The organism is Amycolatopsis sp. NPDC003865, assembly GCF_053605345.1.
Map to the genome: position 1 here is coordinate 372,828 of NZ_JBSGJA010000006.1, position 12,364 is coordinate 385,191.

The window sequence follows — 12,364 nt, forward strand, 5'->3', positions numbered from 1 at the left end:
TCTCCCCGTCGCTGGGGGCTGCCGGTCACCAGAGACTACATGTAGGGGTCGGTCCCCGCGCGGGACCCAAGGGATGGCGTGTCGAGGGCTCACCCTGGCGGGTTACGTGATCACCCAGAGGTGCAGTTCAGGCGCCGAAGCGCAACTCCGAGGACGGCAGTTCCAGGCTCGCCACCGGACGCCGTCCGGCGAGGTAGCCGAGTGGGCCGTCCGGGTTGAAGCTCCAGTCCGCCGACGCCGGGCGCGGGCGGATCTTCGCGCCCACCGGGGTGCGCAGGAGACCGTCGCGCTCCTGGACCACCTCGAACGACGTCGGCACCCGCAGCGGCAGGCCCGGGCGGCGCTTGAACGCCGCCGTCGCGATCCAGTCGTCCGCCGTCGCCGCGGTCGCCGTGAAGGTGCGGCCGCCGGTGAAGTCCAGCGTGGCCAGGCCCTTCGGGATCGCCCACAGCTCGCGGCCGCCGGCCATCGACACCTCGCTGTCGACCCAGATCTCGGTGATCGAGCAGGACACGCGGCGCGCCTTGATCGACACCGCCGCGAGCAGCTCGTGGTAGGACAGCTGCCCGGGCGGGGTGTAGTCGATCCACGCGGTGAAGACCGCCGCCATCCCGGCCACCACCAGCGGCTCCGCGGGCAGCGCGGGGAGCGCGGACGGCGGCACGCGCCAGATCGAGACGCGCGCGTCGGCGGTCAGGTGCCAGGGCTGCGGTGGGTAGAGGCTCATTCGTCCAACCAGGGGAGGTACGGGGGCAGGTCCTTGTCGACGCGCATGCCGAACTCCGGCGGCCGCTTCTGCAGGAACGACATGACGCCTTCGACCGCGTCGGGGCTCGTGCCGAGCCCGCCGATCAGCTTCGAATCCAGTTCGTGCACCGGGAACGGCGACCCGGCGCTCGCCATCCGGTAGAGCAGCTGGCGGGTCACCGCGACCGACACCGGTGCCGTGGTCGCGACGATCTCCCGCGCCAGCTCGTACGCCTCGTCGAGGACGGTTCCGGTCGGGAAGACCTTGTGCACCAGGCCCTTTTCGAGCGCTTCGGCCGCCGGGAACACGCGGCCGCTGATCATCCAGTCCAGCGCCGTGCCCATGCCGACGAGCCGGGGGAGGAACCACGCCGACGCGCCTTCGGGGTAGATCCCGCGGCGGGTGAAGACGAAGCCGAACCGGGAGTCCTCCGACGCGAGGCGGTAGTCGCACGACAGCGTGATCGTGACGCCGCCGCCGACCGCCGCGCCGTGCAGGGCCGCGATCACCGGCTTGTTCATCGCGAAGATCCGCTTCGAGCACCGGCCGGCGGGCTCCTGCCACGCGGCGTCCGGCCCGGTCGACGGGTCGAAGTCGAAGCCGCCCTGGGACAGGTCGGCGCCGACGCAGAAGTCCTTGCCCGCCCCGGTCAGCACGACCACGCGGACGTCCTCGTCGCGGTCCGCGCGGTCCATCGCCGCGCCGAGCTCGTCGGCCATCCGGATCGTGTAGCCGTTGCGCGCCTCGGGACGGTTCAGCGTCACCGTGGCGATCCGGTCCGCGACGGCGTAGGTGATCTCGGCGTAGTCGGCCATGGGAGAAAGCTATTGCAGACCCGCGCTACTGGCAAGATGTCAATAGTGGTTCCGCAGCGTCCGGGGCGAAACAATCAGGCGTGCTTGATTTTTCCGGCGGCCGGTGCCACCCTGGCCGCAGGACGCAAGGAGGCGGGCGATGGCGGACCTCGGCGTGATCCTCGGGGATCTCGACGCGGAGACACGGACGATCGACGACGTGGTGGCGGACCTGCCCGCGTCGGACTGGGCACGCGCGACGCCCGCCGAGGGGTGGACCGTCGCGCACCAGATCGCGCACCTGGCCTGGACCGACCGCAAGGCCCTGATCGCGGCCGCGCACCCGGAGGACTGGCAGGCCGAGGTCGAGGAGCTGCTCAAGGCGGGGGAGACCTACGTCGACGACGGCGCCGCGGCCGGGGCCGAGCGGCCGCCGGACGAGATCCTCGAAGACTGGCGGTCCGGGCGCGCGGCGCTGGCCGAAGCGCTCGCCGCCGTGCCCGAAGGGCAGAAACTGCCGTGGTACGGCCCGCCGATGAGCGCGGCCTCGATGGCGACCGCGCGGATGATGGAGACCTGGGCCCACGGCCAGGACGTCTTCGACGCCCTCGGCCTGACCCGCGAGCCGACCGCGCGGCTGTGGCACATCGCGCGCTTCGGCACGCGCACCCGCGACTTCGCCTACCTGACCAACTCCCTCGCCCCGCCGGCCGAGGAGTTCCGCGTCGAACTGGCCGCGCCCGACGGCGCCACCTGGGCGTTCGGCCCGGAGGATGCCGAGCAGAGGCTCACCGGCAGTGCGCTGGACTTCTGCCTGGTCGTCACGCAGCGGCGGCACCCGGCCGACACCGACCTCGTCGCGAGCGGTGCCGACGTCGAAGAGTGGCTGACCATCGCGCAGGCTTTCGCCGGGCCGCCCGGGGACGGGCGCAAGCCGGGGCAGTTCGCATGAGCTACCGCATCGGCAACGCGTCGGGCTTCTACGGCGACCGCTTCTCCGCGGTCCGCGAGATGCTCACCGGCGGGCCCCTCGACGTCCTGACCGGCGACTACCTCGCCGAGCTGACCATGCTGATCCTCGGCCGCGACCGGATGAAGGACGCCAACCGGGGCTACGCCAAGACGTTCCTGCGCCAGATGGAGGAAAACCTCGGCCTGGCCCGGGAAAAGGGCGTCAAGATCGTCGCCAACGCGGGCGGGCTCAACCCCGCCGGGCTCGCCGGCGCCCTCCGTGAACTCGCCGCGAAGCTCGGCCTCGACGTCAAGATCGCGCACGTCGAAGGCGACGACCTGGTGGCCCGCGCGGACGAGCTGGACCTCGGGAAACCGTTGACGGCCAACGCCTATCTCGGCGCCTGGGGCATCGTCGAGTGCCTCAACGCGGGCGCCGACGTCGTCGTCACCGGCCGCGTCACCGACGCCTCGGTGATCGTCGGCCCGGCCGCCGCGCACTACGGCTGGGCGCGCGACGACTACGACGCCCTCGCCGGCGCGGTCGCGGCCGGGCACGTCATCGAATGCGGCGCCCAGGCCACCGGCGGCAACTACGCCTTCTTCACCGAGCACTCCCTGGGCGTGCCGGGCTTCCCGATCGCCGAGATCGAGGCCGACGGCTCCAGCGTCATCACCAAGCACCCCGGCACCGGGGGCGTGGTCAACACCGGGACCGTCACCGCACAGCTGCTGTACGAAATCACCGGCGCGCGGTACGCCGGGCCCGACGTCACCACGCGGATCGACGCGCTGTCGCTCACCGAGGACGGACCCGACCGCGTCCGCATCTCCGGCGTCCGCGGGGAAGCTCCGCCGCCGACGCTCAAGGTCGCGCTGAACACGCTCGGCGGGTTCCGCAACGAGACGACGTTCGTCCTCACCGGACTCGACATCGAGGCGAAAGCCGCGCTGGTGCGGGAACAGCTCGAAGCGTCCTTGAAGGACCGGCCGCCCGCCGATGTCCGGTGGACCCTCGCCCGCACCGACCACGCGGACGCCGACACCGAGCAGACGGCGAGCGCGCTGCTGCACGTCGCCGTCAAGGACACCGACCCCAAGGTGGCCGGGCGGGCGTTCACCGGCGCCGCCGTCGAACTCGCCCTGGCCAGCTACCCCGGGTTCCACGTCACCGCGCCGCCGTCGGACGCCTCGCCCTACGGCGTCTACACCGCGGCTTATGTTCCCGCGGAAAAGGTTCCGCACGTCGCTGTCCTGCCGGACGGGATGCGGGTCGACATAGCGCCTTCGGCGTCCACACTGAACTTGTCCGATGTGGACGAACCCGCGCTGCCCGAACCCCTGGACCACGGGCCGGTGCGCCGCGTGCCCCTGGGCACGATCGCCGGGGCCCGCAGCGGCGACAAGGGCGGCAACGCCAACCTCGGCGTCTGGGTGCGCTCGGAGGCGGCCTGGCGGTGGCTCGTGCACCGGCTGACCGTGGCCGAGTTCAAGCTGCTGCTGCCCGAGACCGCCGATCTGCCGGTGACGCGGCACCTGCTGCCGAACCTGTGGGCGATGAACTTCGTCGTCGAAGGCATCCTCGGGGAAGGCGTCGCGTCGCAGGCGCGGTTCGACCCGCAGGCCAAGGCCTTCGGCGAATGGCTGCGCTCCCGTGAGATCGACATCCCCGAGGTGCTCCTGTGACCGACCCCTTCCGGACGCCCGAACGGGCCGAGCTGCGCAAGACGGTGCGCAGGTTCGTCGAGCAGGAGGTCCTGCCGCACCTCGACGACTGGGAACGTGCCGGCGAGCTGCCGCGCGATCTGCACCGCAAGGCCGGCGAGCTGGGGCTGCTGGGGGTCGCCTTCCCGGAGGAGATCGGCGGCGGCGACGGCAACTACCTCGACGCGCTGGTGGTCGCCGAGGAGATGCACTACGCCGGCGGCTCCGGCGGGCTCTTCGCGTCGCTGTTCACCTGTGGCATCGCCGTCCCGCACATCGCCGAGGCGAACGACCCGGTCCAGCTCGAACGCTGGGTCCGCCCGACGCTGGCCGGGGACAAGATCGGCTCCCTCGCCGTGACCGAGCCCGACGGCGGCTCGGACGTCGCCGGGATCCGCACCACCGCCGTCCGCGAGGGCGACGAGTACGTCATCAACGGCGCCAAGACCTACATCACCTCCGGCTGCCGCGCGGACTTCGTCACCACGGTGGTGCGCACCGGCGGCGACGGCGCGCACGGGCTTTCGCTGATCGTCGTCGAGCGCGGGACGCCCGGGTTCACCGTGTCGCGCAAGCTCGAGAAGATGGGCTGGCTCTGCTCCGACACGGCCGAACTGTCCTACGTGGACGTCCGGGTGCCGGTCGAGAACCTCGTCGGCACCGAGAACAGCGGGTTCGCGCAGGTGGCCACCCAGTTCGTCACGGAACGGCTTTCGCTGGCCGTGCAGGCGTACGCGCACGCCCAGCGAGCGCTCGACCTGACGCTGGACTGGTGCCGGCTGCGCGAGACCTTCGGCCGGCCGCTCATCTCGCGCCAGGTCGTGCAGCACAAGCTCACCGAGATGGCGCGCCGCGTGGACGTGGCCCGCACCTACACCCGGCAGGCCGCGATCCGGCACGTGTCGGGGGAAGAGGTCATCGCCGAAGCCTGTTTCGCCAAGAACACCGCCGTCGAAGCCGCCGAGTGGGTGGTCAACGAGGCCGTCCAGCTGCACGGCGGGCTCGGCTACATGCGCGAGTCCGAAGTGGAGCGGCACTACCGCGACGTCCGGATCCTCGGCATCGGCGGCGGCACCACCGAGATCCTCACCGGCCTGGCCGCGAAGCGATTGGGATACACCTCGTGACTACCTTGAGGTCCACAGTGGACACGCGGGCCGCCGAGTTCGGCGCGAACCGCGAGGCGATGCTGGAGAAGCTCGCCGAGATCGACGCCGAGCAGGCCAAGGCCGTGGCCGGCGGCGGCGAGAAGTACGTCGAGCGCCACCGCAAGCGCGGAAAGCTCCTGGCCCGCGAGCGGATCGAGCTGCTGCTCGACCAGGACTCGCCGTTCCTGGAGCTGTCGCCGCTGGCCGCGTGGGGCACCGACTACCGCGTCGGCGCCAGCCTGGTCACCGGCATCGGCGTCGTCGAAGGCGTCGAGTGCCTGATCTCGGCGAGCGACCCGACGGTCAAGGGCGGCGCGAGCAACCCGTGGACGACGAAGAAGTCGTTCCGCGCCGCGGACATCGCCGCGCAGAACCGGCTGCCGTCGATCAACCTCGTCGAGTCCGGCGGCGCGGACCTGCCCACGCAGAAGGAGATCTTCATCCCCGGCGGGCGGATCTTCCGGGACATCACGCGGGCCTCGGCGGCGGGCTGCCCGACGGTCGCGCTGGTCTTCGGCAACTCCACCGCCGGTGGCGCGTACCTGCCGGGCATGTCGGACTACGTCGTGATGGTGAAGGAACGCGCCAAGGTGTTCCTCGGCGGGCCGCCGCTGGTCAAGATGGCGACCGGCGAGGAGTCCGACGACGAGTCGCTCGGCGGCGCCGAGATGCACGCGCGGACGTCCGGCCTGGCCGACTACCTGGCCGTCGACGAGGCCGACGCGATCCGTCTCGGCCGGAACATCATCAAGCGGCTCAACTGGACCAAGCAGGGGCCGACGCCCAAGCCGGACTACGCCGAGCCGCTGTACGACGCCGAGGACCTGCTCGGCATCGTGCCGACCGACCTCAAGGTGCCCTTCGACCCGCGCGAGGTCATCGCCCGCGTCGTCGACGGCTCCGACTTCGACGAGTTCAAGCCGCTCTACGGCTCCTCGCTCGTCACGGGCTGGGCGAGCATCCACGGCTACCCGGTCGGCGTGCTGGCCAACGCCCAGGGCGTGCTGTTCGGCGAGGAGTCGCAGAAGGCCGCGCAGTTCATCCAGCTGGCCAACCAGATCGACACGCCGCTGGTGTTCCTGCACAACACGACCGGGTACATGGTCGGCAAGGAGTACGAGCAGAGCGGCATCATCAAGCACGGCGCGATGATGATCAACGCGGTGTCGAACTCGAAGGTGCCGCACCTGTCCGTCCTGATGGGAGCGTCCTACGGCGCCGGGCACTACGGCATGTGCGGCCGGGCCTACGACCCCCGCTTCCTGTTCGCGTGGCCGAGCGCGAAGTCCGCGGTGATGGGCCCGGCGCAGCTGGCCGGGGTGCTGTCCATCGTGGCCCGCGCGGCCGCCGAGAGCCGCGGCCAGGAGTACAACGAGGAGCACGACAAGGCGATGCGCGCCATGGTCGAAGGCCAGATCGAAGCCGAGTCGATGCCGATGTTCCTCTCCGGCATGCTCTACGACGACGGCATCATCGACCCGCGCGACACCCGCACCGTGCTCGGCTTGAGCCTGTCGGCGATCCACAATGGACCAGTGAAGGGCGCCGAGGGCTTCGGCGTCTTCCGGATGTGAGTGAGCGATGATCCAGAACCTGCTGGTCGCCAACCGCGGGGAGATCGCCCGCCGCGTCTTCCGGAGCTGCCGCGACGCCGGGATCGGCACGGTCGCGGTGTTCTCCGACGCCGATGCCGCCGCCCCCCACGTGTCGGAAGCCGACGCGGCCGTCCGGCTGCCCGGCAACGCGCCGTCCGAGACGTACCTGCGGGCCGAGCTGCTGGTGAAGGCCGCGGCCGACACCGGCGCCGACGCCGTCCACCCCGGCTACGGCTTCCTGTCCGAGAACGCCGCGTTCGCCCGCGCCGTGCTCGACGCCGGCCTGACCTGGGTCGGGCCGCCGCCGGCGGCCATCGAGACCATGGGCTCCAAGGTGGAGTCCAAGCGGCTGATGGCCGCGGCCGGGGTCCCGGTGCTGTCCGAACTGGACCCGGACTCGGTGACCGAAGACGATCTTCCGTTGCTGGTCAAGGCCTCCGCCGGTGGCGGTGGCCGCGGCATGCGCGTGGTCCGCTCGCTCGACGAGCTGGCCGAGGCGGTGGAAGGCGCGAGCGCGGAGGCCGGATCCGCGTTCGGCGACCCGACCGTCTTCTGCGAGCGGTACCTGGAGACCGGCCGCCACATCGAGGTCCAGGTGCTGGCCGACACCCACGGCACGGTGTGGGCGGTGGGGGAGCGGGAATGCTCGATCCAGCGCCGCCACCAGAAGGTCGTCGAAGAGGCGCCGTCACCGTTCGTCGACGGGGGAATGCGCGAGGAGCTGTTCGACGCCGCGCGCAAGGCCGCCAAGGCGATCGACTACGTCGGCGCCGGCACGGTCGAGTTCCTCGCCGCGCCCGACGGCCGGTTCTACTTCCTCGAGATGAACACCCGGCTGCAGGTCGAGCACCCCGTCACCGAGAACGTCACCGGTCTCGACCTGGTCGCGCTGCAGCTGCGGATCGCCGAGGGCGAACGGCTCCCGGCCGACCCGCCGCCGGCCGTCGGCCACTCCATCGAGGTCCGGCTCTACGCCGAGGACCCGGCGGCCGGGTGGCAGCCGCAGAGCGGCACGCTCCACACGTTCGAAGTGCCCGGCGTGGACCGGTCGTTCACCCACGGCCCCGGGCTCCGGCTGGACTCCGGGTTCGAGACCGGCTCGGTGGTGGGGGTCCACTACGACCCGATGCTCGCCAAGGTGATCACCTGGGCGCCGACCCGTGCCGAAGCCGCCCGGCGGCTCGCCAAGGCCCTGGCCGCGGCGAAGATCCACGGTGTCGTGACCAACCGCGACCTCCTGGTGAACATCCTGCGCCACGAGGCGTTCCTGGCGGGGGAGACCGATACGGCGTTCTTCGACCGGCACGGTCTCGACACCCTCGCCGCGCCGCTGGCCACAGTGGACACCGAGCGGCTCTCGGCGCTCGCCGCGGCCCTGGCGGACGCGGCGGGCAACCGGGCGTCGGCGACGACCCAGCGCCGGCTGCCCAGCGGCTGGCGCAACGTCCGCTCGGCCGGGCAGCGCAAGGTCTTCACGGTCGCGGACCGCGAGTACGAGGTCGTCTACTCGCTGACCCGCGACGGGCTGGTGGCCGAGGGCTTCGACGTGGAGCTGGTGTCGAACGAGCCCGGCCGGGTCGTGCTGGACGTCGCCGGGGTGCGGCGCGCGTTCGCCGTCGCTCGCCACGACGAGGTGTCTTATGTGGACTCCGTGCTCGGCTCGGTGGCGCTGAAGGCCGAGCCGCGGTTCGCCGACCCGGACGCGGCTCTCGCGGCGGGGTCGCTGGTCGCGCCGATGCCGGGCACGGTCGTGCGGCTCGCCGTGCAGGCCGGGGATCCGGTCAAGGCGGGCGACCCGTTGCTGTGGCTCGAGGCGATGAAGATGGAACACCGGATCGCCGCCCCCGCCGACGGCGTGGTGGCGGAGCTGCCGGTGACGGTGGGACAGCAGGTCGAAGTGGGCACGATCCTCGCGGTGGTGGGAGAAGCAGAATGAACGCGATGAACTTCATCGAGCCGGAGGAGCGGATCGCGCTTCGCAAGGCCGTCGCCGACCTCGGCGCCAAGTACGGGCACGAGTACTACGCCCGCAAGGCTCGCGCGGACGAGAAGACGCACGAACTCTGGGACGAGGCCGGGCGCCTCGGCTACCTCGGCGTCAACATCCCCGAGGAGTACGGCGGCGGCGGCGCGGGCATCGCCGACCTCGCCGCGGTGCTCGAAGAACTCGCCGCCGCGGGCTCGCCGCTGCTGCTCATGGTCGTCTCGCCGGCCATCTGCGGCACCGTAATCTCGCGCTTCGGCACCGAAGAGCAGAAGAAGCAGTGGCTGCCCGGCATCGCCGACGGCAGCAAGCGGATGGTCTTCGCGATCACCGAGCCGGACGCCGGCTCGAACTCGCACAAGATCACCACCACCGCCAAGCGCGACGGCGACGGCTGGGTCCTCAGTGGACGCAAGGTCTACATCTCCGGCGTCGACGAGGCCGACGCGGTGCTCGTCGTCGGCCGCACCGAGGACGCGAAGACCGGCCGGCTGAAGCCCGCGCTGTTCATCCTGCCCACCGGCACCGAGGGCTTCGAGTACACGAAGATCCCGATGGACATCATCGCGCCGGAGAACCAGTTCTCGCTGTTCCTCGACGACGTCAAGCTCCCGGCCGAGGCGCTGGTCGGCGAGGAGGACGCGGCCATCGCGCAGCTGTTCGCCGGGCTCAACCCGGAACGCATCATGGGCGCGTCGTTCTCCCTCGGCATCGCCCGGTACGCGCTGGCCAAGGCGGTCGGCTACGCGAACGAGCGGCAGGTCTGGGGCGCGCCGATCGGCACCCACCAGGGCCTCGCGCACCCCCTCGCCGAGATCAAGATCGAGCTGGAACTGGCGAAGCTGATGACGCAGAAGGCGGCGTCGCTCTACGACTCCGGGGACGACTTCGGCGCGGGTGAGTCGGCCAACATGGCCAAGTACGCCGCCGCCGAGGTGGCCATCCGCGCGACCGACCAGGCCGTGCAGACCCACGGCGGCAACGGCCTCGCCACCGAGTACGGCCTCGGCACGCTGGTGACGGCGGTGCGGCTGGGCCGGATCGCGCCGGTCAGCCGCGAGATGGTGCTCAACTTCGTCGGCCAGCACAGCCTCGGCCTCCCGAAGTCCTATTAGGAGTCGACATGTCCACGTTGGACGGCAAGACGATCATCATGTCCGGCGGCAGCCGGGGCATCGGCGAGGCGATCGCGCTGCGCGCGGCGAAGGACGGCGCCAACATCGCGTTGCTGGCCAAGACGGCCGAGCCGCACCCGAAGCTGCCCGGCACCATCTACACCGCGGCCGAAGCGATCGAGAAGGCGGGCGGGCACGCGCTCCCGATCATCGGCGACGTCCGCGACGACGACGGGGTCGCCGCCGCGGTGGCGAAGACGGCCGAGCAGTTCGGCGGCATCGACATCGTCGTGAACAACGCCAGCGCGATCGACCTGACCCCGACCGAGCAGGTCGGCATGAAGCGCTACGACCTGATGCAGGACATCAACGCGCGCGGCACGTTCCTGCTGTCCAAACTGGCCATCCCGCACCTTCGGCGGTCGGCGAACGCCCACATCCTGACGCTGTCGCCGCCGATCAGCCTCGACGAGAAGTGGTTCACGGCCGGCCACCTCGCCTACAGCATCGCGAAGTACTCGATGAGCCTGGTGACCGTCGGCCTCGCGGCCGAACTGAAGAAGGACGGCATCGCGGCGAACTCGCTGTGGCCGCGCACGACGATCGACACCGCGGCGATCCGCAACGTCGTCGGCGCGGAGCTGGCGTCCCGCAGCCGGACGCCGGAGATCATGGCCGACGCCGCGTACGCGATCCTGACCAAGCCGAGCCGGGAGGTGACGGGGAACTTCTTCCTCGACGACGAGGTGCTGCGGGCCGAAGGCGTCACCGACTTCGCGAAGTACCGCGTCGGCGACACCGCCGAGGAAGACCTGCAGCTCGACTTCTGGGTCGAACCGGCTTGACCGGCGTCCGCGAACCCCAGCAGGAACGCAGCCGCACGACGCGGCGGCGGTTGATCGAGGCCGCGCTCGACAGCTTCGGCGAGCGCGGCTGGCACGGCGTCACGGTGGCCGGGATCGCCGAGCGGGCGGGCGTCTCCCGCGGCGCGGCCCAGCACCACTTCCCGACGCGGGAGGATCTGGTGGTGGCGGCGGTCGACCTGCTGGGCCAGTCCCAGATCGACGAGCTGAGGGCACAGGCGGCGGACCTGCCGAGCGGGGCGTCCCGCATCGAGCGCGTCGTCGAGATGGTGCTGAACCTCTACACCGGGCCGCTGTTCCGCGCGGCCCTGCAGCTGTGGGCGGTCGCGGCGACCGACGAGGCGCTGCGGGACGTGCTGGTGCCCCTGGAAGCACGGGTCGGGCGCGAGGCGCACCGGGTCGCGGTGGAGCTGCTCGGCGTCGACGAATCCCGGCCCGGGGTCCGCGAACTGGTCCAGGCCACGCTGGACCTGGGACGCGGGCTGGGCCTGGCGAACCTGCTCACCGACGACACGCGGCGCCGCAAGCAGATCGTCAGGGAGTGGGCGCGGACCCTGGAGCTGCGGCTCGCGTGAGCCGGTCCAGCGCCGCCTGGCTCTCTTCGTCGGCGGCGCGGTGGATCACCAGCAGCCGGCCGGGGTCCTGCACCGGCCGGAGCGTCTCGAACTGCAGGGTGAGCACGCCGGCCTCGGGGTGCCGCACGACCTTGCGCCCGCGGCCGTTGACCTTGACGTCCTGGCCGGCCCACAACCGGGCGAACTCGGCGTTGCCGTCGGTCAGTTCGGCGATGAGGCCGGTCAGCGCGCGGTCGTCCGGGTGCGCGGCCCACGCGGCGCGCAGGTGCGCGATCCCTTCCCGCACCACGGTTTCGCGGTCGACGTAGAACTCGCGCACCCGCGGATGCATCAGGCACAGCCACATCGCGTTGCGCCGCGACGGCGGCAGCGTGCCGAAATCCACCAGCAGCCGGGCCATTTCGGGGTTCCAGGCCAGGACGTCGTAGCGGTGGTTGAGGAGCATGGCCGGCAGCGGCGACAGGTCGCTGACGAGCCCGGCCAGCGGCGGCGTCGCGGTGGTGGCGAGCTCGCCGTCGGCACGGGGGCGCTGCCGGGTCAGGTCGAAGAGGTAGGCGCGCTCGTCGGGGGCCAGGCGCAGCGCGCCGGCCAGCGCCTCGACGACGTCCGCCGAGGGCCGCAGCCCGCGGGCCTGCTCCAGCCGGACGACGTAGTCGACGCTGATCCCGGCCAGTTCGGCGACGTCTTCGCGGCGCAGCCCCGGGGTCCGCCGGCGCGGCGGCAGACCGAAGTCCCGCGGGTCCAGGCGTTCGCGCCGGGTCCGCAGGAAGGCGGCCAGCTCCGCGGTGGGGGTCGTCATGATCGCTGCAACAGCGGAGGTGGGACTCGTGTTCCCAGGAAGCCCTTTCCCTTAACGCCGTCCCGCCGCGAGCGGAGACTCACCGACC

General features: G+C 71.6%; 11 protein-coding genes. 8 read left to right on the forward strand and 3 right to left on the reverse strand.

Annotated elements, in window-relative coordinates:
* Window positions 1–127: 127 nt before the first annotated feature.
* Together ACWEVP_RS17790 and ACWEVP_RS17795 are read right to left on the reverse strand one after the other, a co-directional pair.
* Complete coding sequence (locus ACWEVP_RS17790; RefSeq protein WP_452063604.1) at window positions 128–727, reverse strand: acetoacetate decarboxylase family protein; 600 nt, start codon at window positions 725–727, stop codon at window positions 128–130.
* Complete coding sequence (locus ACWEVP_RS17795; protein WP_452063605.1) at window positions 724–1,563, reverse strand: enoyl-CoA hydratase-related protein; 840 nt, start codon at window positions 1,561–1,563, stop codon at window positions 724–726. The genes ACWEVP_RS17790 and ACWEVP_RS17795 overlap by 4 nt, the downstream gene beginning before the upstream one ends.
* Before the next feature lie 139 nt (window positions 1,564–1,702).
* On the opposite strand from ACWEVP_RS17795, the gene ACWEVP_RS17800 reads away from it, so the two are divergent.
* Genes ACWEVP_RS17800 through ACWEVP_RS17835 form a run of 8 tightly spaced genes read left to right on the forward strand, consistent with a single transcriptional unit; the run spans window position 1,703 to window position 11,477 of the window.
* Window positions 1,703–2,494, forward strand: coding sequence for a TIGR03084 family metal-binding protein (locus tag ACWEVP_RS17800; RefSeq protein WP_452063606.1), 792 nt, complete (start codon window positions 1,703–1,705; stop codon window positions 2,492–2,494).
* Complete coding sequence (locus ACWEVP_RS17805) at window positions 2,491–4,179, forward strand: acyclic terpene utilization AtuA family protein (protein WP_452063607.1); 1,689 nt, start codon at window positions 2,491–2,493, stop codon at window positions 4,177–4,179. Before ACWEVP_RS17800 ends, ACWEVP_RS17805 begins: the two co-directional genes overlap by 4 nt.
* Window positions 4,176–5,324 carry an acyl-CoA dehydrogenase family protein gene (locus ACWEVP_RS17810; protein WP_452063608.1) on the forward strand — a complete coding sequence of 383 codons (1,149 nt, stop codon included), beginning with the start codon at window positions 4,176–4,178 and terminating at the stop codon, window positions 5,322–5,324. The genes ACWEVP_RS17805 and ACWEVP_RS17810 overlap by 4 nt, the downstream gene beginning before the upstream one ends.
* Window positions 5,321–6,919: an acyl-CoA carboxylase subunit beta gene (locus ACWEVP_RS17815; RefSeq protein ID WP_452063609.1), complete on the forward strand. Its 1,599-nt coding sequence runs from the start codon at window positions 5,321–5,323 to the stop codon at window positions 6,917–6,919. Before ACWEVP_RS17810 ends, ACWEVP_RS17815 begins: the two co-directional genes overlap by 4 nt.
* A gap of 7 nt (window positions 6,920–6,926) precedes the next feature.
* On the forward strand, window positions 6,927–8,876 hold the full coding sequence (locus ACWEVP_RS17820) for an acetyl/propionyl/methylcrotonyl-CoA carboxylase subunit alpha (RefSeq protein ID WP_452063610.1): 1,950 nt from the start codon (window positions 6,927–6,929) through the stop codon (window positions 8,874–8,876).
* On the forward strand, window positions 8,873–10,039 hold the full coding sequence (locus ACWEVP_RS17825) for an acyl-CoA dehydrogenase family protein (protein ID WP_452063611.1): 1,167 nt from the start codon (window positions 8,873–8,875) through the stop codon (window positions 10,037–10,039). The genes ACWEVP_RS17820 and ACWEVP_RS17825 overlap by 4 nt, the downstream gene beginning before the upstream one ends.
* An 8-nt stretch (window positions 10,040–10,047) precedes the next feature.
* Entirely contained in the window at window positions 10,048–10,884 is an 837-nt protein-coding gene (locus tag ACWEVP_RS17830; protein ID WP_452063612.1) for an SDR family oxidoreductase, read from the forward strand.
* Window positions 10,881–11,477 (forward strand): TetR/AcrR family transcriptional regulator, encoded by a 597-nt coding sequence (locus tag ACWEVP_RS17835; RefSeq protein ID WP_452063613.1) that lies wholly within the window; start codon window positions 10,881–10,883, stop codon window positions 11,475–11,477. The genes ACWEVP_RS17830 and ACWEVP_RS17835 overlap by 4 nt, the downstream gene beginning before the upstream one ends.
* On the opposite strand, the gene ACWEVP_RS17840 is transcribed toward ACWEVP_RS17835, so the two are convergent.
* Window positions 11,437–12,276 carry a helix-turn-helix transcriptional regulator gene (locus ACWEVP_RS17840; RefSeq protein WP_452063614.1) on the reverse strand — a complete coding sequence of 280 codons (840 nt, stop codon included), beginning with the start codon at window positions 12,274–12,276 and terminating at the stop codon, window positions 11,437–11,439. The two genes, ACWEVP_RS17835 and ACWEVP_RS17840, sit on opposite strands and share 41 nt — an antisense overlap.
* Window positions 12,277–12,364: the final 88 nt, after the last annotated feature.